Source organism: Halobaculum roseum, assembly GCF_019880245.1.
Taxonomy (GTDB): Archaea; Halobacteriota; Halobacteria; order Halobacteriales; family Haloferacaceae; genus Halobaculum; species Halobaculum roseum.
Window position 1 is genome coordinate 1688758 of the sequence record NZ_CP082286.1, and the last position, 23838, is coordinate 1712595.

Genomic DNA, 23838 nt, shown 5'->3' on the forward strand with positions numbered 1-23838 from the left:
GACGTACCCGCCGGCGGCCCCGGTCCGTCTTCTCGGGGCGCTTTCCGTCAGGGCGCCACGCCGACGGTGAGCAGCGTCCCGAGCTCGCGGTAGCGCTCGACCATCGCCTCTCGCGTGTCCCACGAGTCGGTGGGGAACTCCTCGGCCGGCGGGATGTCGGTCTCGCGGTCGGCGACGTTGTCCTGTTCGGCGACGTGAAGGCCGGCCTCGCGGAAGGCGTCGCGGTACCGGGCGGCGTCCCAGCGGGTCATGTCGACGGAGATGTTCTCCTGCCAGTCGTGGCTGTGGACGTTCTCCTCGTAGTAGTTGACCGCACAGTAGAACGTCCCGCCGGGCTTCAGCACGCGCGCGACCTCCCGAAGCGTCTCGTGGGGGTCGTCGCTGTAGTAGAACGCCTCCATGGTGAACGCGTGATCCAGCGAGTCGTCCGCGAAGGGGAGGTGGCCGAAGTCGCCGACGACGAACCCCAGGTCGGCCGCCGTCGCCGCGTCGAGGGCGTACTCGCGGGCGTTGCGGGCCATCTCGGGGGCGCCGTCGAGCCCGTAGCCGCGGGTCATCCCCGTGGACTCGGCGAGCGCGCGCAGCGCGTAGCCGCTGCCGGTGCCCAGATCGAGCACGCGGTCGCCGTCCTCGACGGGCATCCGCGAGAGCACGTGCTTGGCGGTGTGCCAGTGGCGCTCCTCCATCCCCTTGTCGCGGCCGTCGGCGGCCCAGGCGTCGAACTCGTCGCGAACGCTCATGTCCGCGAGTTCTCGCTCGACGCCTAATATCCCGCCGGTGTCGCCCGCGGCGGGATGGGGCAGGGTGGGCGGGACAGCGGGACGGGCGGGCAGGGCGGGGGCGTCGAGCGCGGGGTGAGGCTTTAGGGTGAATGCGGGCCAAGCGGAGGGTATGCACGTCCGGGACGCGGTGGAGGCGGACGCCGAGGCGCTGGCGGCGATCGCCGACGCGCCGTCGGATGCGATGCGGGGACTGGTCCACGACCGGACGGTTCGCGTCGCCGTCGAGGAGGAGGCGGCGACCGACCCGAACGAGGACGTCGACGCGGACCCCGACGATCACCTGGGGTTCGTCAGCTTCGACGTCCGCGGCGACACGGTTCACGTCACGCAGTTCGGCGGCACGCGCGAGGCCGCCGAGCGGCTGCTCGCCGAACCGTTGCGCTTCGCCGCGACCGAGGGGATGGGCGTCGAGTTGCTCGTGATCGAGGGCGAGGAGGACCTCCGGGCGGCCGCCGAGAGCGCCGGCTTCGAGGCGGACGGCCCGGGTCCGCGCTTCGAGGGAAAGGCGACGACGCGATACCGCGTGGAGGAGGCGTAGCGGGGCGATACATCGCCGTTCGTACCGGACTCCGAGGTCCTCGCGCGCGACACTCCCACTGAGTGAGATATCCCATGGTTTCGGGTGGAACCGTTGGCGCGAGACGGACGTGAGTCGGGCGCGGGCCCGCGTCAAACGAACTTCCGGACCGTCATGTCGAGCGTGTCCAGATCGAGGATCGGCGCGTGGGCCACGTCGGGGTCGATGTTGACGGACTTCTGGAAGTCGGTCTGGGCCTGCCAGCAGCCGGAGTTGACCGCGAGGACGTTGTGGTACTTGCCCCACCCGAGCTTGTGGACGTGGCCGGTGTGGAACACGTCCGGCACCTCGTCGATGACGAGGTAGTCGCGTTCCTCGGGTGCCACGCGGGTCTTCCCCCCGAACTGCGGGGCGACGTGGCGTTTCTTGAGGAGCTGGTACATCGCCTTGTGCGGCTCGTCGTAGCTGGCCTTCTCCTCGGGCAACTCGGCGATCACCTCGTCGAGGGAGACGCCGTGGTACATCAGGACCGAGACGCCCTCCACATCGACCACCGCGGGGTTGCTCACGATCTGGGGGTCGTGCGCGCTCATGATCCCGCGGAGCTCCTCGTCGAACCCCGGCTGCGGCTCGGCGAGGCGAACCGCGTCGTGGTTCCCGGGGATCATGACGATCTCCATGTCGCCGGGCACCTCCTTCAGGTGCTCCGAGAACGTCTCGTACTGGTCGTAGATGTCGACGATATCGAGCTCCTCGTCCTGGTTCGGGTAGACGCCGACCCCCTCGACCATGTCCCCGGCGATGAGCAGGTACTCGACGGTCTCGGCCTCCTCGGTGTGGAGCCAGTCGGCGAAGCGCCCCCACGCGTCGGCGAGGAACTCCTGGGACCCGACGTGCACGTCCGAGATGAGCGCCGCCTGCACGTGGCGGTCGGCGGTGCTCGGACGGTACGTCCGGGGCACGTCGGGAAAGTGGATCGCGTCGACGAAGACGATGCCCGCGTCGTCCGCGAGCGTCCCCGAGACCGCGATACACTCGTCCATGAGCAGTTCGTCCACCAGGTCCGCGATGTCGCGGTCCTTCATCACGAGACACGGGAACGTCCCGGTGGTGTCCTCCAGTTCGACGAGCCAGTGCCCCGACGCGGTCGATCTGATGTCGTTGACGAGGCCGATCAGTTCCACGTCTGCGCCGCCGCCCATCGCCTCGATGGAGTCGGCGGGCCGGTGATTGACGCGACCCCGAAGCTGTCCGGAGAGCCGTTCGTAGCGGTCCCGGAACACGCCGACGAACTCGTCGTACGCCCCCGTCCCGGTCGACGCTCCGGTCATGTCGTTCGCGACGACGGGCGGGGTCGGAGAGCGATCGCCGGCTCCGGTCCCCTTCGTTTCGTCTGGATCGGTCTCAGCGTCCTGTTGCGGTTCTCGGGCGGGTGTTCCACTCGAAACGGAGGGGTCTTCTCGTGTGAGGTCGTCCGTCGTCGACGAGGACGCAGTGTCGGTCCCGGCGGAGGGGGTTTCGGTCGTCGCTGATGCGGTATCGTCCGACGCGGGCCCGGTGGCGTTCGACGCGGACGACCGGTTCGCGTCGTCGACCTGTTTCGGGTCCGGAATCGGGCCTGCGTCGAGCGCCTCGCGGACGTGGGGGGCGGTGAGGACGAGCGCGTCCTCGGGGGCGGTCTCGATGGCCGCCTCGAGTGCGACCTCGGGCGACGACGACTCGGCGATGAGGGTGACGGCCTCCCGCTCGGCGTTGTACCCGCGGCGGGCGAGCGCCTGCACGACTCGGGAGGACGTCTCCAGCGGCACGACCGACGGTCCGCCGGGCGCGGGCAAAAGGATAGCGGAGGGCGACCGCGGCCGACCGTACCGATGCGCTCCGGCGTGCGAGAACCTAACAGAAGCTTCAACACCGGTCGCCGGGTTCGGTTGAGTAATGAGCGACGAGGGGCGGTCGCCCGACGACCCGCTGTCACGGTTCCTCCACGCCGAGACGGGCGCGGCGGTGTTCATCCGTGAGGTGCTCACGTCGGTGCTCGCGGTCGCGCTGATCGGACTCCTGTTGTTCGCCGTCTCGGGCGTCTGGCCCCCGATGGTCGCCGTCGAGTCCGGGAGCATGGAACCGCACATGGAGCGCGGCGACCTCGTGTTCATCACGGAACCCGACCGGTTCTCGCCCGAGTTCGCCTACGGCGACACCGGGATCGTCACCTACGAGACCGGCGCGTCGGAGGGGTACGGTACCTTCGGCGAGCCGGGTTCCGTGATCGTGTATCACCCGCCCGGGTCCGGTGGCTCGCCGATCATTCACCGGGCGCGCCTGCATGTCGAGGAGGGGGAAAACTGGGTCGACCGCGCGAACCCCGACTACCTCCCCGCGACCTCGTGTGAGGGCGTCTCCGCCTGTCCGGCCCCGTACGACGGGTTCATCACGAAGGGCGACGCGAACGCCGAGTACGACCAGGTGAGCGGCATCGCCCCCGTCGTGAAGTCCGAGTGGATCCACGGGGTCGCCCGCGTTCGCGTCCCGTATCTCGGATACGTCCGGCTCGTCTTCTCGGAAGCGATACTCGTACAGTCGAACGGGCCGGGAGATGGCCTGGTGAGCGCCTCCGACTCCGGCGGCGAGGGTGTCGCCGCGGCCGAACCGCCGACGGTCGAGTCGAACGCGACATCGACGGTCGGATCGAACACGGCGCCGACGGCCGGATCGAACGCGACCGTGCCGCCGACCCCGGTCGACGGGTCGACCGGCGGGACGCCGACCGCCACGACTGCGTAGGGAACGGCACCAACGCTCGCCGGCGACCGCCAGTGGTTCGAAACGGGACCCTGACCGGGGGGCGACTCCGCAACCCGGGCGATGGGCGGTGTTTCGTGTGGAGTCGATACCGGACACGGAATGCCGTACTGCAGACAGGTATCGGAGTCGAAATGAAGGGGTGTCAACCGAGGGATCGATTCCGGATCGGGTCGAGTTGGGTTGGGTTGGGTCAACCGGCGGGCGTGCGGGGGCGGTGAGCCGGGAACCGCTCAGTTATCGAATCGGGCCTGGACGAACGGCTGGACGTCCTCGATGTCGCCGAGGCGGGAGTCCGACAGCAGGACCGCCTCGGTTTCGTCGATCGGGACCGACAGGGAGATCTCCTTCGTGCGGCCGTAGCGTCCCTTCGAGACGACGACGGCGTTGACTATCCCCAGCATGTCGAGTTCGGAGATGAGGTCGGTGACGCGCCGTTGGGTGAGCACGTCGGCGTCGATCTCCTCACAGAGGCGCTTGTAGATGTTGAACACCTCGCCGGTGTTGACGTTGTGGACGCCGTTCTGCTCCAGCAGGATGATCGAAAAGAGGACGATCTTGCTTTGGGTCGGGAGCGTCCGAACGACCTCGACGACGCGGTCCAACTCGATCTTGTCCTGCGCCTGCCGGACGTGCGCCTCCTCGACGAGGTCCGCCTGCGAGCGTTCGGCGAGTTCGCCCGCGGTGCGCAGCAGATCGAGCGCCCGCCGCGCGTCGCCGTGTTCCTGCGCGGCGAAGGCGGCACACAGCGGGATCACGTCCTCGGTGAGCGCGTCGCCCTTGAACGCGATGTCGGAACGGTGCTGGAGGATGTCCCGCAGCTGGTTCGCGTCGTACGGCGGGAAGACGATCTCCTCCTCGCCGAGGCTCGACTTGACGCGGGGGTCGAGGAAGTCGGTGAACTTCAGGTCGTTGGAGATCCCCATGATGGAGATCCGGGAGTTCTCCAGTTCGGAGTTCATCCGAGAGAGGTTGTACAGCGTGTCGTCGCCGGACTTCTCGACGAGCTTGTCGATCTCGTCGAGCATGATGACGACGACGCGCTCGTGATAGTCGACGGCGTCGAAGAACGTCGAGTAGACGCGGTCGGTCGGCCATCCGGTCATCGGCACCTCCTCCATCTCCTCGCGGTCCGACTCGAGGTCGGCGATGCGGTCGTCGACATCGGAGACCGAGGCGAACTCGGTCCCGCCGAGCGCGCCGTCGTCGTCGGCAGCCGCGGAGCGGAGGTCCCGCAGGTCGTCGAGACGGTCGCCGATGACCGCCTCGTTCTTCTCGATGAACTTGTTCGCGAGCTGCGCGAGCACACGGTACTGGGTGTCGGTCACCTCGCAGTTGATGTACTCGACCTCGCAGGGAACGTCGTACTTCTGACTCGTCGATTCGAGTTCCTGCGAGACGAACTTGGCCGAGGCCGTCTTTCCGGTTCCCGTCTTCCCGTAGATGAGGATGTTCGACGGCGTCTCCCCGCGTAGCGCGGACACGAGGATCGTCGCCATCTTGTTGATCTGGTCCTTCCGGTGGGGAAGTTCGTGGGGCGTGTACGAGGGTCGAAGCACCTCCTTGTTCTCGAAGATGGGCTCGCCCGAGAGGAGGTCGTCGAACAGTCCGGTGCTGGCTTCGTCGTCCTCGTCCGCCAGCACCTCGTCGACGTCGAGATCCACGTCCGTCCGCGACCGCGACCCGGACCCGAAATTGAACGACGTTCCGTCCGCGCCGACATCGGTGTCGCCGGCGGTGTCCCGGTCGGGGAGGTCAGCGTCGTCGTAGTCAACCGCGTCGCGGGCGTCGTCGTTACGATCGTTTTCGTCGTGGCCCGCGTCGTTGTGGTCGTCGTGGCCTCCCTTCGCTGTCTCGCCTTCGTCCGCGACGGACGTTCCGGTCGGCGTGGAATCCGGTTCCACCCCGGATCCTCGATCTGTCTCGGTTACAGATTCGGCTTCGGATTCGACTTCGGATTCGACTTCGGATTCCGCTCCGGGTTCGGTTCCTGATTCCGATTCGGTTTCGGAACGGGGCTCCGGATCGGAGCCGGCGCCACCGCTCTCCGTGTCGGACGGCCGCCCGTCGCTTCGGGTGGAGTCGTCGTTCTCGTCGGAGTGCGTCGTCGCATCCGACCGGTCGTCGGTTCCGTCGTCGTTCGGGTTGTGTTCCGGCTCTTCGTCCCGTGTCATCCGTTCGTTGTACCCCTTTGTTTCGACTGGAACATTCATCGGGCACCTGCCGGATAGGGGGGTCTCACCCGGTATTTCGGGAATATTGAGCCCGGACAGGTGACCGACCGCGTCCAGATGATGCAACCGAAGAGGATGGACAGCCTGTTAAAAAACGTTACTGTTTGGTCGAGGCTCCGTCGAACGTGCGAGTTGGGGACTCGTCGTTCGACGGGAAAGGGAGGGGTCTCACGGAGGAGGAGACAGTACGGGCGAGATTCCGAATTCCTGAACGGATTCGACCTCGGTCGAGCGGCGATCGGAACGGGTATCGGTTGCTGAGTGACGGTCGGTTAGGTAAATCGGGTTTGTAGCATCGAAGCCATCGTCGGATTCAAGCCCGACCGGACGACCGACACGGGCTCGGGCGGCGATGTGCTCCGGTGACTCCCCACGATGAGTCACTCGTGTCGTGGCCGATGTCACCGAGAACCGCGGTCCACATCGAGAGGTGACCGGATCCGTAACCGGATTCGACTAGAAATTCTCCCGGCGGGGTAGAGCGGGAAGTGGTTCCAGGACCCGAAGCCGGTCCCCGTTCGACGGCCCCCCACCCCTTCGTTTCCGGTGGAACGGCTCACGAGAGGGGTGGGGGAGGGTGCTGCTAGATCCCGGTATGTTTATTGCAAACCCCATCAAACAATATCCGAACGACTAGCAATTATATTTTGTTTGGATGGGTGTGTGTTCTAGAAACCCTTCGTGGGCATCCCCTCCCGTCCTGTTCGACGGGTTCCACACGAAACGGAGGGGTGGGGGTGGTCGAATCCCGCCTTCACCACCCACGACCCGTCACCCCAGAGGTGACACCCGACCCCGAATCATGTCGTTCGAACGGCTCGTCAATGATCACCGTGACAGTGGACCGACTCGATCGCATGCCGGACCCGTTCTGTAGGCGCTAGCGGTTCCTCCTAGCATCCGTTTCGAATGGGATCCTCCCGTGTCGTCCCTTCCCCTCCACCGCGTCGATCTCCCACCGCGTCGATCTCGCTCCCGGTCCTGCCAACTTCCGATCGAACTCCTGTACCTCCAACGGTATTCTTGCCCTACTCTACTGTGGACGCGACGATGATCCCGACCCAACAGTGGGTGTCGTCTTCTGCAGCCTCGCGTTACCACTCGCGGATATCTCTTCCGAGTGCTTCCACTCGCAGCCAGTTGCATACCGGTTGGTTGTTCGTACTACCCGTTCGTCGGCGGGAAACCTTGGCGTAACCCGTCTGACGTAGTGCTTAAGTGGCGCGGATGGTTTGGGGCGATAACGCCCTCCACGCGGGACGGAGGGAAACGGAGGCCAGGATGGGTCTGCTCACCAATCTCAGGGACAGTATTACACGGGTCACCGATCGGCTCTTCGCCGACGACGAGCCCAAACGGATCGGGATATACGGCCCGCCGAACGCGGGCAAGACGACGCTGGCGAACCGTATCGCCCGCGACTGGACCGGCGACGCCGTCGGTCCCGAGAGTCACATCCCACACGAGACGCGTCGCGCGCGAAGGAAGGAGAACGTCGAGATCGAACGGAACGGCAAGACGGTCACCATCGACATCGTGGACACGCCCGGCGTGACGACGAAGGTCGACTACAAGGAGTTCCTCGACCACGACATGGAGAAGGAGGACGCCGTCAAGCGGTCGCGGGAGGCGACAGAGGGCGTCGCGGAGGCGATGCACTGGCTCCGCGAGGACGTCGACGGCGTCATCTACGTGCTCGACTCCACGACCGACCCGTTCACGCAGGTCAACACGATGCTCATCGGGATCATCGAGAGCCAGGACCTCCCGGTGCTCATCTTCGCGAACAAGGTGGACCTCGACGAGGCGGACGTGAAGCGCATCGCCGACGCGTTCCCGCAACACGAGACGGTGCCGCTGTCGGCGCTGGAGGGGGACAACATGGACGAAGTGTACGAGAAGATCGCGGAGTACTTCGGATAATGCCCGAAGCCACCACACCGGAAGACGGGGAGGACGGCGTCCGCATCGACCTGATCAGCGGCGCCCGGATGGAGGGGCTCACCTCGATGGAGAAGATCCGGCTCATCCTCGACTCCGTCCGCGACGGCGACATCGTCGTCCTGGAGGCCGGGCTCTCCCCCGAGGAGGAGTCGAAGCTCATCGAGGTCACGATGACCGAGATCAGCCCCGACGACTTCTCGGGCATCGAGATCGAGACGTACCCGACGAGCGGGCAGCCGAACCAGGGGCTCGTCGGTCGCCTCCTCGGCAAGGAGGAGACCGCCAACAAGCTGACCGTGATCGGGCCGGCGAACCAGATCGAGACGCTGCACAAGGACGAGGACCTCATCAGCGCGCTCGTCTCCCGGAAGTAACCGATGCCCCACCAGTGTACCAACTGCGGCCGCACGTTCGCCGACGGCTCCAAGGAGATGCTCTCCGGGTGTCCCGACTGCGGCGGCAACAAGTTCCAGTTCCGCCCCGCGGGAGCGACCGACTCGGCTCCACCCGAAACGGCGGAGTCCGGGGATCGCGGCGCTTCGGCGCCCTCGCGTGACGACGCGGACCGCGACCCCTCCGCGGGCTCCGATCCGTCCACGGCCGATCCCTCGGCGAGCGCGGTCGACGCCGGTTCGGCGTCGCCGTCGACGGAAGCGGACGACTCCTCCCGAACGGCGCCCGACACCGAGGACGGCGCCCAGGCGAGCGCGCGGTCGGACGTGGTCTCGCCGGACGAACTCGCGGCGGCGGCCGAACCGACCGAGTCCACGTCGGAGCCCCCCGAGTCTCGGCAGACCGACGACGAGCCCGCTCAGGGGGAGGAACCGGCGGACCCGAACCTCGACGCGCTCCGCCAGAAGCTCAACGACCAGTTCGAGTCCATCCGGATCGTCAGCCCGGGGCAGTACGAACTGAACCTCATGGAGCTGTACGACCGCGAGGAGTACATTATCTCGCTGCGCGAGGACGGGCGGTACGTCATCGAGATGCCCGAGGGTTGGGACGACCGCTGAACGAGGAGTCCGACACCCCGTTCCACTCGAAACGACTCCCTTTTCGGAACCGGTTGTCGCGGTCGAATCCCCCGAATTACGTCGCTTCATCCGGAGGCTCACGTTCCACTCGAAGTTTTACTCTCCACTCGAAGTACATCCCCGTTCCCGAACCTTACCCCTTCACTCGAACTGAACCTCCTTAGTCGAACTTCGCCTCCCCACTCGAACCTAACCCTCCCTCCCGAATCCCTCCTCCCCATTCGAACCGCACCGCTTCACCTCGCCATCCGAACTACACCGCTCCACCCGAACCGCACGGGTCCGCCGGAGCCGACTTCTGATTCCGATAGTGCCTTGCCACCGGCACCACCGATCGAACACGGATGCTCTCCGCGCTTCGCGAGCGCCTCCGTTCGGCGCTGTTCGCCTTCCCCTCGCTGTTGGCTACGCTCGGGCTGGTCGACCGGCGGAAGGGGGAGGAGGCGTTCGACCTCGCGGTTCCGGTGATGGTGACCGGCGGCCTGCGGACGCTCCTCCGGGTCGCGGACTTCCTGATGGTCGGGGTGTACGCCGGGGGCGCGGCGATCGCGGCGCTGGAGTTCGGGTTTCAGTACTACTTCATCCCGTTCGGGCTGGCGCTGGCACTCACGTCCGGGACGATCAGCGTCGTCTCCCGGTTTCAGGGCGGCGACGAGCCCGCTGAGGCGAACTTCGCGATCAAGCAGTCGCTGTGGCTCGCGCTCCTCCTCGCGGTTCCGATCACCGTCTTCACGCACTTCTTCGCCGAGGAGCTGATCGGCGTCCTCACCAACGACCCGCGGACGATCGCCCTCGGCGGCGACTACCTCCGGGTGGTGATGTACTCCGTCGGCTTCCGCTTCTGGTCGATGATCGCCGCCCGCGCGCTCGCGGGGTCTGGCGACACACGCACCCCGATGTACGTCCGGCTGCTCACCCTCCCGACGAACGTCGGCCTCAACGCCGCGCTCATCTTCGGGCTCGGACCGTTCCCGGAACTGGGCGTCGTCGGCGCCGCGTGGGGCACCGTCGCCGCGACGACGCTGGCGGGGGTCGTGTTCGGGTGGGCGCTGCTGTCGGGGCGGTACACGGTCCGACTCCCGGTCGGCGGCAAGCAGTGGGACACCGAGGTCGCGCGCGAACTCGTCCGCGTGAGCCTCCCGCTGGCCGGCACCCGGCTCTCGCGGACGTTCGGTCGGTTCCCGTTCCTGTTCCTGCTGGGCGTCCTCGGAACCGAGGTCGTCGCCGCGTACGCCATCGGCCGGCGTGTGATGCTCCTCGCGTTGATGCCCGCGTGGGGCTACTCCACGGCCGCCTCGACGCTCGTCGGCCAGGCGATCGGCGCCGGCGACGACGAGGAGGCCGACGAGTACGGCTGGCAGACCCTCCGGCTCGCGCTCGTTACGCAACTGCTCATCGGCGCGCTCATCGCGCTGGCCGCCCGGCCGATCGCCGCCGCGTTCGGCTCGGAGAACCTCGAACTCACCGTCACCTTCGTCCGGGTGTTCGGGCTCGGCGTCGCCGGCTTCGCCGTCTCGCGGACGATGCGGGGCGGCCTCCGCGGCGCCGGCGACACGCGCTGGCCCTTCTACGGCGGGATCATCAGCACCTACCTCGTCCGGCTGCCGATCGCGGCGCTCGCGCTCCCGGCCGGATACGCGGCGACGCTGTTCACCGGCCCGCTCGCGGCGACCGTCGGACTCGCCCCCCTGGTCGTCCCGCTCCCGGGGATGGGACTCGGGCTCCTGGCCGTGTTCGCGGCCATCCTCGGCGACATGTACGCCCGCGCGGCCGTCAACCTCGTTCGCTACCACAGCGACGCGTGGAAGGCCGTCGCCCGCGAGTCCGGCGTCGGCGCGTCGGCGGACGCGGATTGACGACTCGCTGGCGGACACGAACTGATCGACCGGCCCGGCGGGACCGTCGCTTCGGGGCCGTCCGCGTGGCCCGCCGTCGGCCGACGACGACGGAATGAAGCCTTTATGCACCACGCCGAGCCACGTCGAGACATGAGCAAGGCGACGAAGATCGTGCTCGGTACCGTCGGCGTGTCGGCCGTCCTCGCGGTCGGCATCATCCTCGTTCTCGCGTTCGGGTAAGATGGCCGGCTTCGAGCGCCGAACGCTCGCGCCGCCCGTCGCGGCCGTCCGCGAGGCGTACGCACCCGACAGCGTCGTCCTCGACGCCGGGGCGGACTTCGAGACGCTTCCGCCGGAGGCCGCAGAGGAGCTCGGCCTGCTGGTCGACGCGGTCGATCCCGCGGCGTACCCGAGGGAGTGGCTGCCCGACGACGCGCCGGCACAGCTCCGGCGGTACGCGGGGTCGGACTTCACTATCGGGATGCCCGGCGACGGCACCGTCGTGTGGACCCGGCAGACGACGCCGCCGACGGTCATCGCGAAGAAGCGTGCCGAGGGCACGCCCGAGGACTTCCTCGCGTTCCTGCTGTCCGAGGCGTTCGTCGAGCTGTCGCTGGACGTTCCCGAGCACTTCCTCCCCTTCTTCGGCGAGTCGTACCGCAACCTCGCGGCGGCGACGCCGCTGGGCCCCAACGAGACGTATCAGCTCGCGGCGGCGCTGTTCGACGCCTGGGTCGGCATCCAGTCGCGCGAGGAGTTCGCCGGCTGGGCCGCGGACGCCGGCGGCAACGGCGATACGGGAACCGACGGCAACGCGGACGCCGTCGCCGACGCGGATGCCGGGGCTACCGCCCACCCCGAGATCCACGCCGCGTGGGCCGACGCCGGCGACCGCCTCGTCGGTCGTCTGGAGAACCTCCCGGCGGAGGTCGCCCGCGGCGACCTCTCGTTCACCGCGGCGACGGAGTACGCCTGCGCGGCGGTGAAACACGATCTCGACCTCCCGGCGCCGTTCTCGGCGCTCGACACCGCCGCCTACCGCGACCACGGCGCCGACTACGCGGTCCGGTGGGCCGAGAAGACGTTCGAGAAGCTCGGCGAGTAACCCTCGTTCCAGACGAACCGCTCCGGCGTCCCGGACCACTTGCTCGGCCGGAGCCGATCCGCTATTCCCCCGGCAGCTCGACCGCCACGCCGCCGTCGTCGGTGAGATCGATCACCACGTCGAACAACTGGCGGAAGCGTCGGATCTCGTCGTCGTCGTGGACCTCCCGCGAGAGGTGGAACAGCCCGACCGCGTCGTACTCGGCGAGCAGATCGAGCATCCGGCTCGTGGCGTCGTGGACGCCGTCGACGTCGGCGTAGTAGGCGAGCTCCGTGAGCGAGTCGACGCTGATCCGGCGTTTGCCGGCGTGGGCCGCGAGAAAGCCCTCGACCTGCTCGACGATCCCGCCGAGGTCGTCGGGCGCGGAGACGTACCGGAAGTGATCGGCGGTGCGCCGCGAGTAGCCGCGTTCGACGGAGATCGTGTCGAGGATCTCCGCGCGCGACTCGTCCACGTCGTAGTGTTCGAGCTTCTGTTCGACCTCCCGGGCGGTGGTTCGCGTGGAGACGACGAGGAAATTGTCGGTGTCGGCCTTCAGGAAGTCGGTGTCGATGCGGTCCGTCTCGCCGATGCTCGGGTGAAGCAGAAGTACCCCCGTCCCGCCGGGGATGGTCGTGTCTACGTCGCCGACGGCGAGCGTGTAATCCATGCCCGAGACTCCGGCCGCGTAAACTTAAATTTCGTTGAGCGGACCGGCCCCGTCCGGCCCTACCCGGTCCCGATCGGAATCGGCTCGAACGAGTAGCCGCTCAGAACTCTCCTTGAACGACGCTCAGAACTCGCCCTGAACGATCTCGAGGACCTCCTCGCGGTCGTTCCAGGAGACGAAGATCGCGACGGAGGTGGCGGAGGTGATGATGTCGTGGACGTTGATCCCAGCCTCGGCGATGGGGCCGACGATGTCCGAGACGACGCCGGAACGGTTCGGGAGTTCCCCGCCCATGACGCGGATGACGGCGTAGTCGCCCTCGGTGCTGACCGACGACAGCGAGCCGTCGCCGACGACGACCTCGTCGTGCAGGGCCGCCTCCGCGCGGTCGGAGACCTCGGTGTCGACGTAGAACGTCACCGAGTCCATTCCCGAGGCGACGGCGTCGATGTTGATCTCCTCGTCGCGCAGCGCCTCCGAGAGGTCCGCGAGGATCCCCGGACGGTTTCGGATGGCGCGCCCGGCGACAGTGATGCACGCGAGGGGGTCCTCGCGCATGTCGATGAGGTTCTCGAAGCTCCCCTCGATCCGGGTGCCGCCGCCGAGGAGGTCGCCGTGCTGGTAGTGGACGACGCGGACGCCGAGGTCCTCGTCCTTGTACACGAGCGCGGATGGGGCGATCACCTCGGCGCCGCGGAACGAGAGGTTGCGCAGCTCGTCGACGGTGATGCTCGCGACGTTGCGCGCGCCTTCGACGACGTGCGGGTCGCCGGTCATGACGCCCTCCACGTCGGTGACGATGACGACCTCGTCGGCGTCCATGTACTTGCCGAGCATGACGGCGGTCGTGTCCGAGCCGCCGCGGCCGAGGGTGGTCACGTCGCCGTCGATCGTCTGCGCGAGAAAGCCGGTGATGACCGGCACGACGCCGTCCATCTGGGCGGCCAGCGCGGCCGCGCGTTCCTTCGTCGCCTCCACGTCGACCTCGCCGACCTCGTTGGTGATGACGGGCCAGTCGTCGCGGCCGGGTTCGAGGAAGACGGCGTTGACGCCGCGGGCGCTCAGCGCGGCCTTCAGCATGCGTACGGAGGTGCGCTCGCCCATCGAGACGATCTGCGCGCGGTCCTCGTCGCCGACCTCGAAGGTGATCTCGTCGAGGAGGTCGTCGGTCGTCGACCCCATCGCGCTCGCGACGACGGCGATCTCGTGGCCGGACTCCACGGCCGCGGCGATCGAGTCGGCCGCCCGCTCGACCCGGTCGCCCGAGCCGAGGGAGGTGCCGCCGAACTTCGCGACGACCCGCATTACGACCGCACCTCGTGTCCGCCCGGTGAACGTACGTCGGATTCTCCGAGATTCATGCCGCCGGATAACACCGGTTCGCGTTTAACGCTGTCCTCTGTCGCAAGGGTCGCCGGTCGCGCCGCGCTCGCCGTCCCCGCGCTCGCGGGGAGTTTTTCCCTCCCGGCCGCGACGGGGCGGACATGGTCGGACGCAGCCGGCGGTTCGCCCTCGCGGACACCGCCCAACAGATCGTCGGCGGGTTCCTGCTCGCGGGGCCGTTCGTCGTCACCGACGAGGTGTGGGGGCTCGCCGTCGGGATGTCGTGGTATCAGGCGGCCGTGACCGTCGGCATCGTCCTCGCGGTCGGCTACGGGGCGCTGTACAAGGCCGACGACGACCGCGACCCCGACCGCGAGGCGGAGGTCGGCGGGGTGCCGCTGCGGTTCCTCTCGCTCATCGCCGTCTCGTATCTCTCGGTCGGGATCCTCGCGCTGTCGTTCGACGCGCCCGCGACGCTCATCCCGAACCACGTCGACCCGCCCGTGCCGATGCGCGAGCAGGTGTACATCACGCTGAAGGCGATGAGCGTCGGCTCCGTCTTCTCGGTGATCGGCGCGGCGACGGCCGACTCCGTGTTCTGAGTCGCACCGACTCCGCGTCCTCCCTTCGACGGCCGCTGAAGCCGGTTTCAGTAATCGGAACTACGTAAGTCAGCTTCCGAGAACGCCTTTTTCGGCGCTTCGAGTAGTTCCGATATGGTCTCGCTGGTCCGCCGGTACTACCTCTACCGCGCGTCGCTGTCGTCGGGCTTCTACATCCCCGTCTCGGTCATCTACATGGAGTCGAGGGGGCTCGGGCTCCCCGAGATCGGCCTCGTGCAGGGGACGTTCCTGTTCTCGATGGTCGTCTGGGAGCTGCCGACCGGCTACCTGGGCGACCGACTGGGCCGTCGGGCGTCGCTCGCGCTCGGGAGCGTCGTCACCGTCGCCGTGATGGCGGGGTTCGCGCTCGCGAACTCGACGCTCGGGTTCGCCGTCGTCTACGGGCTGTGGGCGGTCGCGTGGACGCTCAAGACCGGGACCGCCGACGCGTGGCTGTACGAACTGCTCGCGACCCGCGGCGGCGAGGACGAGTTCTCCCGCGTTACCGGCCGGGCCGATTCGGCGCTCCGGCTGGTCTCGGCCGCCGCGGCGCTGTCGGCCAGCCTCCTGTACACCGTCGATCCGACGTTCCCGTTCCTCGCGAACGCGGGGCTGGCAGCCCTCGGGCTGCCGGTGTTGTTCACGCTCCCGCGGACGCGAGGGGTCGATGCCGACCGGATGGAGCGCCCCAACGAGCCCGACGACGCTGACGCGGACCCGTCGCCGATCGGGGTCCGCGAGGCCGCAGGCGTCCTTCGAGAGCAGCTGTCGCGACCGTCGATCCGCTGGGTCGTCGCGTACGCGGCGCTGTTCAACCTCGTGTTCTCGGTGACCCGCGTGTTCGAGCAGCCGGCGATGCGGTCGGTCGGCGTCCCGGTCGCGGGGCTGGGCGCGCTGTACGCCGGATTCAAGCTCGTCTCGGCGGTCGCGTCGAGCCTGACCGGCGCCGTCCACGACCGGCTCGGAACCCGCGGGGTGCTGTTCCTCCTCGTCCCCGTCGTCGCGGTCGCCTACGGGGCCTTCGCCGTCGTTCCGGCGCTGCTCGTCCCGGCGCTGTTCCTCCGACGCGGACTCCAGCGGATCACCCGACCGGTTCGCACCGAGTACATCAACGACCGGGTGGAGGACGTGGGACGGGCGACGGTGCTGTCGGGCGTCTCGATGGTGCTCACGCTGATCTCGGGCACCGCGAACGTGCTCGGCGGACGGATCGCGGAGACGGTCGGCCCGCTGACGTTCCTCTCCGCGACCGGCGTCGTCGTCTCGCTGGCGGCCGGACTCCTCTGGATCGGCGTGCGCCCGGTCAGAACCGTGTCGCCCGACGCGGCGGCGTCGTGAGTCGGCGCGGTTCCGGGGTGGCCGCTCCGCGCGCTTCGGATCGGGTCCACGGGAGATCGATCGCTGTGGGACACTGACACCGCGCCACCTGCAGCGAACGCCGTCATCAGCCGTACTTCCGTTGGAACTCCTCCTCGGACTTCGTGAGGTAGATAACCGCCTCGATCAGGGCGATCGTTCCGGGGATGAGCGTCCACGACAGCAGCAGGTAGAGGATCCCGCGACCGGTGTTCCCGAGGTAGAAGTGGTGAGCACCGATGAACCCGAGGAAGATGGCGAGCAGCGCCGCGCTGGTCTTGTCCTTCGATCCGGACGTGGACGCCGACGTGTCCGACTGGCGAACCCCACACTCGGGGCAGAGCTCCGCCTGCTCCTTGATCACGGAGCCGCAACTGGAGCAGTACATCTCTCCGGCGCCGGCGGTCGGACTCGACCCTCCGTCGGTATCGTCGGCCCGACCGCTGGCGCCCGCTGCGGTCGCGTCGGCGGTCCGGTTCTCTCCGTCATTCCGGGCAGGTTCGGCCCCTCCGGAGTCCGCCGTCGCGTCCGCGGAGCCGGACGATCCGCCGCTGTCGACCTCGCGGTCGCCGGATCCCCGTTCCGGGTCGGCTTCGGACGGCTCCCTGTCGGGTTGACGCTCGCCGGTTTCGGACCCTCGGGTGCCGGTACGCCGGCTCGCGGCCGTATCCGCGTCGGCGGCGGACTCCCGTCGGGAGCCTCCGCGTTCGCCGTCGGTCCCAGTCGCGGCGTCGGCCGTCCCCGACGGGCCGGCATCGGCGTCCGCAGTCGCCCCCGGTTCGGCGGTGTCGCCGCCAGTGTCCGACTCGTCGCCCTCGTCGGTTTCGTCGTCGCCGAAGCCCCACCCGCTGTCGGTGGCGGCTCCCGACCCCGCTCCCGACCCCGGTGTCGACGTGGACGTGTCTGCGCCGTCGGTGTCGCCGGACCCGGCGACGCTATCGTCCTCCCCGCCCGAACGCCCCCCGGTCGTCGCCTCGTCGAACCCCCACGAGTCGCCGGCATCGGTTCCGTCGTCGCCGAACCCCCAGCCGTCGTCGCGGTCGTCGCCGAAGTCTCCGCCGCTCGTCTCGGCGGCCGCGAACGAGTCGACGCCGCCGCCGGTTCCGGCGGTGCCGGCGCCGCCCGACGCGCCCCGACCGCCGGCGGTCGAAAACGAGATCGAACCCGCGGCGATAGCCGCCGACACGCGGCCGGACCCGTCGGTCGGATCGAACCGCTCGGTCGCCTCCGGGCCGCCCCTGACCTGGACGCCGATCTCGACGGGGCCTGCGACCGACTCCGCCCACTCGCGCCGCCCTCCGGGTTCGAGCGTCACCCGATCGACGAACAGGACGTCCCCGCCCGCCCGACAGCCCACGTTCGCCGTCGTCCGCGATCCCGTCTCGTTGACGACGGCGATCGCGAGGTCGTCGGGGAGGTTCTGATCCATCCAGTCCATTCGTGGTTGCCGATCCCGTCGGACGGTCTTAATTCCCCGACACGAACGGCCCCCGCGACGAGCTGACACGGATGACCAGTCGCCGTCCCCGGCAGGTCGACGGTCGATCGCTCACCGCTCCTCGGCCTCTCGGCGAGTCCAGGACCGACCGCTCACCGTCCCTCGGCGAGGCGGCTCCCGATCCGCTCGGGAAGCCCGACGTCCGCGACCGCCGACGCGACGGCGTCGACGTCGTACTCGACGCGGCGCTCCTCGACCGTCCGGTCGTCGAGGTCGAGGACCGCGTAGGCTGCCCGGGGGTCGCCGTCGCGCGGCTGGCCGACGCTCCCGGGGTTCACGACCACGCCCTCGGGGAACACGCCGTGATGCTGCACGTGGGTGTGCCCGAGGACGAGCGCGTCGAGGTCGCCCTCCTCGACGCCGAGGCGGTCGGCGGCGCTGTCGATCAGGCCGCCTGCGAACTCTCCCGGCCGAGTGTAGTGATCCGGATCGTCGGGGTGACCGTGGGCGACGGCGACGCGGCCGTCCGCGACCGTCCGTCGCTCGGGCAGGTCGGCGAGCCACGCGAGCGCCTCGTCGTCGAGTTCCTCTCGCGCGTGAGCGACCCCAGCGCGAGCCATGGCGTTGAACCCCGGCGCCGACCCGGCGGCGACCGCCCGGTCGTGGTTCCCCTGTACCGTGGGGATGGCCCGCTCGCGTACCGCCGCGACGCACTCGGCGGGCCAGGGGTTGTACCCGACCACGTCGCCCGCACAGACGAGCCCGTCGACGGGCGGCATGTCGTCGAGCACCGCCTCCAGCGCGATCCGGTTGCCGTGGACGTCCGAGAGGAGCCCGAGTCGCACGTCCTCGAATACGGACTCGGGCGTAGTAGTTCCGGCGGGTGGCTCACCCGCCCGCGAACGGGGTCACGCGTTCGCACAGGATCGGGCGCGCGTTCCGCCGCGTCAGGGCTCGGGCCCCAGTTCGAGCGTCTCCAGACAGTCGAGGTGCGCCTCCAGCGCGGGGTTCGACCGGTATGAGATCGTCTCCGTGTCCCGATCGAACCGGACCACGTTCCGCTCCTGCAGTTTCGGAAGGTGCGTGTGACCGAGCTGAAGCGCGAGCCGGTCGGTGCTATCCGGCTTCCCCGCCTGGACCGAGCCCGTTCGCTTGTCGACCGCGTCGACCAACTCGTCGAACGGGACCTCGTCGTCGGACCGACGTTTCAGTTCGTACAGCACGATCCGCCGGATCGGGTTGTTGACCAACTCCAGCACCGTGTCGAACGAGTACGACAGCGGAACGACGTCCGGGGGATCGGATCCACGGGACGAGCCTCCCGATCGGCCGTCGACGGTCCGCCGGAACGACGGACCGGCGGCCGAATCGGCCGTCGAGACGGTCCACCCGTCCCCGTCGCGTTCGACGACCGCGTCGTACAGCGGCCGGAGCATCGCGAGCATCGATTCCGGACAGTCGTCCGGGTTCACGTGGTGGTGCCCGGACACGTCCAGATCCGCACACAGGGTGTTCAGTCCCCGTACGAGATCGACGACGTCCTGGGCGGCGTACCGGCCCACCAGGACGTTCAACGAGTCCAGACACAACTGCGTCCGGTCGCCGGTGTCGCTCCACGCGCCGACCTGTGCGGCGATGGTGACGGCGAGATCCAACAGATCGGCGTCCTCGGGGAGCGTTTCGAGCTTGATCGACGGAAGCGACGAGACGGCGACCGCGCCGTCCCCGCCCCCCTCGGCCCGGGCGTCGACGATCGCGGCCCGGTCCGGCAGTTCCTCCCCCACGTACCGGTGCCACACGTCGAGCCTGTCGTCCGGCCCCTTGTTCAGCGTCACACAGACGACGTTCGGGTGCGGCGGACTGTGTCGCGTGAGCAATTCCGTGCACGCCGTCTCGTCCGTACACGAGTCCGCCGGGGCGACGAGCAACACGGTCGAGGCGTCACCGATCGATTCGGCGACTGAGCCGTTAATTTCAGTCATGGGAAAAGAGTACAACACACTATTTGATAAATGTACTCCGAAGAACACATCCGCTGATGTCCGAGTAGACGTGACGTCTCGAACTGTTCGTCCGGTTTCCTCACCGTTCTTCCGAGGTGTGTTCGCTCGCTGTCGCTCGCTCACGGGTCACTTCGTTCCCCGTTCGCTACGAGACACTCACTTCGTTCGTGCCTCGCCTCACTCGTCCTCGCCGGTTTCGTGGGCGGAGCGGCACGGGACCGCTCCGCCGTTCTTCCGAGGAGTTCGTTTCACTTCGTTCAACTCACTCCTCGCTCGTGTTCTGCACGGCGAAGGAACTCCCTCCGTCGCCGACGTGAACGCCCGCCGCACACACCGCGTGCTCGTAGTCGAGCCCGTACGCAGTCCGCGCGGCCGCCACCGCGGTCCGCGGCTCGAACTCGAACGCCCGGGGTTCGTCCTCCTCGTACGTCGCCACGAGATGCGGCTCGTCGACCTCGCGAACCAGCAGCGCGTCGCGGCGGACGATCCCGACGTAGCCGGCGTCCTCCTCGACGATCCCGGCGACGCGCGGGGTGTCGTAGTCGTCCTTCTCGTAGTCCAGCGCGTGCAACGCCTCGACGAGCGCGTCGCGGGCGGGGTACCCCCGGTCGTACTTCTCGGCGACCGGGTCGACGTGCGAGCCGTTGCCGATCACGGCTCCCTCGCCTGCCGCCCGCGCGCAGTTGTACGAGACGTACGGGTTGTCCGTCTCCTCGGCGTCGGCCGTCGGCACCACCGTGAGCGTGTCCTCGCCCCGCCGGGTCACCTTCCGGTTCGGGAACGACCGCGAGGAGACGCGGTACGCGCCGACCTTCGGACCGACGACGACGAATCGTCCGATGTACATACACGACTGTGCACCACGAGCCGATAAGTAGGTGGTGATCTATACACGTGTGAGGGGGTACCCGCGGCAGCGCGAAGGGGACCCCTCGCCTTCGTCCGGGGCTTCCCGGCTCCACTCGGGAACTTCTCGTCCCCTCCTGTGAACGTCCCGTCTCCGCCCGCGACCCCTCCGAACTGAACGAACGTTCAGAACGTTTATCGGGTCGGGCGACGTGCACCGATCGAAACCCGTGCGAACCCCTTCAGTATCCGTCGTCGCCGGTTGTCTGCTTCTCGTCGTCGCCGGGGTCGCGGGCGTCGCCGCGCCCGCCGCCGCCGACGCCTTCGTCACGATGACCTCCGACGTGTCCACCGAGGACCCGGTCCCCGACGAGGCGTTCACCGTCACGACGACGCTGGCGAACGACGACGACAGCGACGACGCGTACCGCATCACCGATCTGTCGGTCGCGGAGGTACCGGACCGCAACTACGACGAGGACGACGAGGAGCTGGCCGTCCTCGACGTCTCCGACTCGCTCGGACCCGACACCGAACGGACGTACGACTTCTCGGTCACGCTCGAGGACTCCGGCGAGCAGACCGTCTACGTCCACGCGACGCTGCTCGGTCCCCGGGCCGAGCGCAAGCACATCGTCCAGCCGGTGACCGTCGACGTCGACCGCCCGAACCCGCAGCTCGAACTCGACGTGAGCGAGGCCGTCGTCGGCGCCGAGCGGACGGCGAACGTCACCGTCGCCAACGGGCTCAACGAGTCCGTCAGCCAGATCGACGTGCGGGTCGACTCGCCCGCGGACGCGCTGACGTTCCGGACGAGCAGCCGCGTCCGAGCGACGCTGGCCGGCGGCGACACCGCCGGGTTCACCTTCCCGGTGAAGGCGACCGAGGCCGGCCAGTTCCCGGTCGAGGTGACGCTCGCGTACACGCTCGACGGCGACCGTCGAACCGTCACGCGGACGTTCGACGCCGACTTCACCGAGCCGCAGAACCCCGGCGAGATCCGCCTCACGGGCGTGAGCGTGACCCGCGGCCCGGACGGCGTGCTCCAGGTCGCCGGCACCGCGGCCAACGTCGGCAGCACCGACGTGGAGAGCGTCATCGTCAACGTCGTCGACGGCGACGGGGTTCAGGGGGCCGACCCGCAGCCCGACTACTTCGTCGGCGGCGTGGAGGGGAGCGACTTCGCCTCCTTCGATCTCAACGCCGAGCTGACCGGGGATCGGACCACGGTGCCCGTCCGCGTCGAGTACGTCGTCGACGACGTCCGTCGCTCGTACACGACCGACGTGCGCGTGAGCCAGTCCGCGCTCGCGACCCCGACGCCCCGACCACAGACCGGCCCGCTCGGGGGGCTCCCGCTGCTCCCGGCCGCCCTCGCCGCGCTCGTGGTCGTGCTCGGTGGCGCGCTCGTGCTCCGCCGCTGATGGCGGGACCAGACGGCCAACCGGGACGCGACGACGCGGATCCCGACGGGGAATCAAGCCGTCCGGTCATCGCGGGCCACGACGTGGTGAAGGAGTACGTCACCGGCGGCGAGACGGTGCGCGCGCTGCGCGGCATCGACTTCCGGGTCGACCCCGGCGAGTTCGTCGCCATCGTCGGCCCGTCTGGGTCGGGGAAGTCCACCCTCCTGAACATGCTCGGCCTGCTCGACGTGCCGACGAGCGGGCTCGTCGAGCTGGACGGCGTCGACGTGGAGACGTTCGGCGACGCCGAGCGCACCCGACGGCGCAAGGAGACCATCGGCTTCGTCTTCCAGAGCTTCCACCTCATCCCGACGCTGACGGCCGTCGAGAACGTCGAGGTGCCGCGGCTGCTCGATCGCACCCCGACGCGGACGCGCGAGGCCGCCACCGACCTCCTCGAACGAGTGGGGCTCGGCGACCGCCTCGAACACTACCCCGACGAGCTGTCGGGCGGGCAGAAACAGCGCGTCGCCATCGCCCGCGCGCTCGTGAACGACCCGCGGCTCCTGCTGGCCGACGAGCCGACCGGGAACCTCGACCGCGACACGGGCGACCAGATCCTCGCTGAGTTCGACGCGATCACCGACGAGGGCGTCGCCGTCGTCACCGTCACCCACGACGATTACGTCGCGCAGTCCGCCGACCGCGTCGTCAACCTCATCGACGGCACCGTCCGCGAGGACGAGGAGGCGGTCACCGGATGAACCTCCTCGACCGGCTGTGGGGGGCGTTCCCGGCGTTCCTCATGGCGCGGCGGAACGTGGCGCGCGCGAAGACGCGCTCGGCGCTGGCGGTCGCGGTGATCCTCATCGGCGTCGTCGCCATCGGCGCCATCGGCGCCGGCGGCGTCGCCTTCCAGGAGTCGCAGTTCGAGACGCTCGGCTCCATCGGCGCCGACCTCCAGGTGTTCGCGGGCGAGGACAACGAGAACGGCTACCTCACCGCCGCCGACGTGGGCCGGATCGACCGCGTCAGCGGCCAGGCCGAGATCGTCCCCCTGAAACAGGGGAACGCCGACGTGATCGAGGGCGGCTCGACCGCCGGGAGCGCGACCGTATACGGCGTCGACGAGCCGTCGACGCTGTACGAGGTGCGCGAGGGGTCGATCCCGCCGAACTGGCGCAACGGCGTGCTCGTCGGGTCGACGCTCGCCGACCGCTACGACCTGCGCCCCGGCTCGAAGGTGACGCTCCGGCGCACGGTCACCGAGGACGGGGAAACCGTGCGCCGGACTGAGGAGTACCGCGTGACGGCCGTGCTCGCGCAGGGCGGGCAGGCGGACATCGCCAACCCCAACGAGGCGTTCGTGCTCCCCCCCGACGAGTTCGACGACGACGCATTCGCGCAGGTGATCGTCCGCGCCGAGGACGCGACGGCGGCCAACGAGACGGCGATGCAGATCAAGCGGACGTTCAACGGCCGTCGCCAGCTGGTCTCCGTCTTCGAGCGCGGCGACGTCGCCGAGCAGATCGACGAGGCGTTCCGGCTGATCAACCTCTTTCTCGTCGGCATCGGCGCCATCTCGCTGGTCGTCGCGGGCGTCTCCATCGCCAACGTGATGCTCATGTCGGCGATCGAGCGCAGCGAGGAGATCGGCGTGTTGCGCGCGGTCGGCTACCAGAAGCTCGACATCGTCCGGATCATGCTCGCGGAGGCGACCCTGCTCGGCGTCGTCGGGTCGCTGCTGGGCGGCGCGGTCACGCTCGGGGTCGTCGCGGTGATCAACGACGCCTTGCTCGGTGATCCGTTCGCCTTCCCGCCCGGATCGCTGGGGTACGTCGCCGCCGGGATGGTGTTCGGCGTGATCGCGAGTCTCCTCGCGGGGATCTACCCCGCGTGGACGGCCGCCCGCGAGCGGCCCGTGGAGGCCCTGCGTGGGTGACCACGGTCGGCCGGCGGTGC

At 68.8% G+C, this 23838-nt stretch carries 22 protein-coding genes; 13 read left to right on the top strand and 9 right to left on the bottom strand.

The window, feature by feature from the left end; genetic code table 11:
- Nucleotides 1-47: 47 nt before the first annotated feature.
- Nucleotides 48-740 (bottom strand): class I SAM-dependent methyltransferase, encoded by a 693-nt coding sequence (locus K6T36_RS08520; RefSeq protein WP_222920913.1) that lies wholly within the window; start codon nt 738-740, stop codon nt 48-50.
- A gap of 151 nt (nt 741-891) precedes the next feature.
- Here K6T36_RS08520 and K6T36_RS08525 point away from each other — a divergent pair, with 151 nt between their 5' ends.
- Nucleotides 892-1320 carry a hypothetical protein gene (locus K6T36_RS08525; protein WP_222920914.1) on the top strand — a complete coding sequence of 143 codons (429 nt, stop codon included), beginning with the start codon at nt 892-894 and terminating at the stop codon, nt 1318-1320.
- 131 nt (nt 1321-1451) lie between these two features.
- On the opposite strand, the gene K6T36_RS08530 is transcribed toward K6T36_RS08525, so the two are convergent.
- A complete protein-coding gene (locus tag K6T36_RS08530; protein ID WP_222920915.1) occupies nt 1452-3107 on the bottom strand; it encodes a DNA-directed DNA polymerase II small subunit in 1656 nt (551 codons plus the stop codon).
- A 127-nt stretch (nt 3108-3234) separates the two neighbouring features.
- Here K6T36_RS08530 and K6T36_RS08535 point away from each other — a divergent pair, with 127 nt between their 5' ends.
- Nucleotides 3235-4080: a S24/S26 family peptidase gene (locus K6T36_RS08535; RefSeq protein ID WP_222920916.1), complete on the top strand. Its 846-nt coding sequence runs from the start codon at nt 3235-3237 to the stop codon at nt 4078-4080.
- 251 nt (nt 4081-4331) lie between these two features.
- On the opposite strand, the gene K6T36_RS08540 is transcribed toward K6T36_RS08535, so the two are convergent.
- Nucleotides 4332-6002 carry a Cdc6/Cdc18 family protein gene (locus tag K6T36_RS08540; RefSeq protein WP_222920917.1) on the bottom strand — a complete coding sequence of 557 codons (1671 nt, stop codon included), beginning with the start codon at nt 6000-6002 and terminating at the stop codon, nt 4332-4334.
- Nucleotides 6003-7613: 1611 nt separating this feature from the next.
- On the opposite strand from K6T36_RS08540, the gene K6T36_RS08545 reads away from it, so the two are divergent.
- The 6 genes from K6T36_RS08545 (at nt 7614) to K6T36_RS08565 (ending at nt 12253) form a co-directional block, all read left to right on the top strand.
- A complete protein-coding gene (locus tag K6T36_RS08545) occupies nt 7614-8255 on the top strand; it encodes an Era-like GTP-binding protein (RefSeq protein WP_222920918.1) in 642 nt (213 codons plus the stop codon).
- Nucleotides 8255-8650 carry a DUF2073 domain-containing protein gene (locus K6T36_RS08550; RefSeq protein ID WP_222606252.1) on the top strand — a complete coding sequence of 132 codons (396 nt, stop codon included), beginning with the start codon at nt 8255-8257 and terminating at the stop codon, nt 8648-8650. Before K6T36_RS08545 ends, K6T36_RS08550 begins: the two co-directional genes overlap by 1 nt.
- Before the next feature lie 3 nt (nt 8651-8653).
- Entirely contained in the window at nt 8654-9289 is a 636-nt protein-coding gene (locus K6T36_RS08555; protein WP_222920919.1) for a Zn-ribbon domain-containing protein, read from the top strand.
- A 365-nt stretch (nt 9290-9654) separates the two neighbouring features.
- Nucleotides 9655-11166: an MATE family efflux transporter gene (locus tag K6T36_RS08560; RefSeq protein WP_222920920.1), complete on the top strand. Its 1512-nt coding sequence runs from the start codon at nt 9655-9657 to the stop codon at nt 11164-11166.
- A 132-nt stretch (nt 11167-11298) separates the two neighbouring features.
- Nucleotides 11299-11388 carry a hypothetical protein gene (locus tag K6T36_RS19185; protein ID WP_425600880.1) on the top strand — a complete coding sequence of 30 codons (90 nt, stop codon included), beginning with the start codon at nt 11299-11301 and terminating at the stop codon, nt 11386-11388.
- 1 nt (nt 11389) lies between these two features.
- The gene (locus K6T36_RS08565) at nt 11390-12253 is read left to right on the top strand and encodes a DUF7089 family protein (RefSeq protein WP_222920921.1); all 864 of its coding nucleotides are present in this window, start codon (nt 11390-11392) and stop codon (nt 12251-12253) included.
- 61 nt (nt 12254-12314) lie between these two features.
- On the opposite strand, the gene K6T36_RS08570 is transcribed toward K6T36_RS08565, so the two are convergent.
- Entirely contained in the window at nt 12315-12902 is a 588-nt protein-coding gene (locus K6T36_RS08570; RefSeq protein WP_222920922.1) for a DUF7090 family protein, read from the bottom strand.
- A 123-nt stretch (nt 12903-13025) separates the two neighbouring features.
- The gene (locus K6T36_RS08575; RefSeq protein ID WP_222606257.1) at nt 13026-14207 is read right to left on the bottom strand and encodes an aspartate kinase; all 1182 of its coding nucleotides are present in this window, start codon (nt 14205-14207) and stop codon (nt 13026-13028) included.
- Between the two features lie 179 nt (nt 14208-14386).
- Here K6T36_RS08575 and K6T36_RS08580 point away from each other — a divergent pair, with 179 nt between their 5' ends.
- Both K6T36_RS08580 and K6T36_RS08585 read left to right on the top strand, forming a co-directional pair.
- Nucleotides 14387-14827, top strand: a complete 441-nt coding sequence (locus K6T36_RS08580; RefSeq protein WP_222920923.1) for a DUF2391 domain-containing protein — start codon at nt 14387-14389, stop codon at nt 14825-14827.
- 114 nt (nt 14828-14941) lie between these two features.
- Nucleotides 14942-16165 (top strand): MFS transporter, encoded by a 1224-nt coding sequence (locus K6T36_RS08585; RefSeq protein ID WP_222920924.1) that lies wholly within the window; start codon nt 14942-14944, stop codon nt 16163-16165.
- Between the two features lie 106 nt (nt 16166-16271).
- On the opposite strand, the gene K6T36_RS08590 is transcribed toward K6T36_RS08585, so the two are convergent.
- The 4 genes from K6T36_RS08590 to K6T36_RS08605 form a co-directional block, all read right to left on the bottom strand.
- The gene (locus tag K6T36_RS08590; protein ID WP_222920925.1) at nt 16272-17621 is read right to left on the bottom strand and encodes an NINE protein; all 1350 of its coding nucleotides are present in this window, start codon (nt 17619-17621) and stop codon (nt 16272-16274) included.
- 152 nt (nt 17622-17773) lie between these two features.
- On the bottom strand, nt 17774-18466 hold the full coding sequence (locus tag K6T36_RS08595; RefSeq protein WP_222920926.1) for a metallophosphoesterase family protein: 693 nt from the start codon (nt 18464-18466) through the stop codon (nt 17774-17776).
- Nucleotides 18467-18568: 102 nt separating this feature from the next.
- Nucleotides 18569-19603 (bottom strand): DUF7504 family protein, encoded by a 1035-nt coding sequence (locus K6T36_RS08600; RefSeq protein ID WP_222920927.1) that lies wholly within the window; start codon nt 19601-19603, stop codon nt 18569-18571.
- Nucleotides 19604-19886: 283 nt separating this feature from the next.
- The gene (locus K6T36_RS08605; protein WP_222920928.1) at nt 19887-20471 is read right to left on the bottom strand and encodes an IMP cyclohydrolase; all 585 of its coding nucleotides are present in this window, start codon (nt 20469-20471) and stop codon (nt 19887-19889) included.
- A 229-nt stretch (nt 20472-20700) separates the two neighbouring features.
- Here K6T36_RS08605 and K6T36_RS08610 point away from each other — a divergent pair, with 229 nt between their 5' ends.
- Genes K6T36_RS08610 through K6T36_RS08620 form a run of 3 tightly spaced genes read left to right on the top strand, consistent with a single transcriptional unit; the run spans nt 20701 to nt 23818 of the window.
- Complete coding sequence (locus K6T36_RS08610; RefSeq protein ID WP_222920929.1) at nt 20701-21894, top strand: COG1361 family protein; 1194 nt, start codon at nt 20701-20703, stop codon at nt 21892-21894.
- Entirely contained in the window at nt 21894-22640 is a 747-nt protein-coding gene (locus K6T36_RS08615) for an ABC transporter ATP-binding protein (protein WP_222920930.1), read from the top strand. Before K6T36_RS08610 ends, K6T36_RS08615 begins: the two co-directional genes overlap by 1 nt.
- Nucleotides 22637-23818: an ABC transporter permease gene (locus K6T36_RS08620; RefSeq protein ID WP_222920931.1), complete on the top strand. Its 1182-nt coding sequence runs from the start codon at nt 22637-22639 to the stop codon at nt 23816-23818. The genes K6T36_RS08615 and K6T36_RS08620 overlap by 4 nt, the downstream gene beginning before the upstream one ends.
- The last annotated feature ends 20 nt before the right edge of the window (nt 23819-23838 follow it).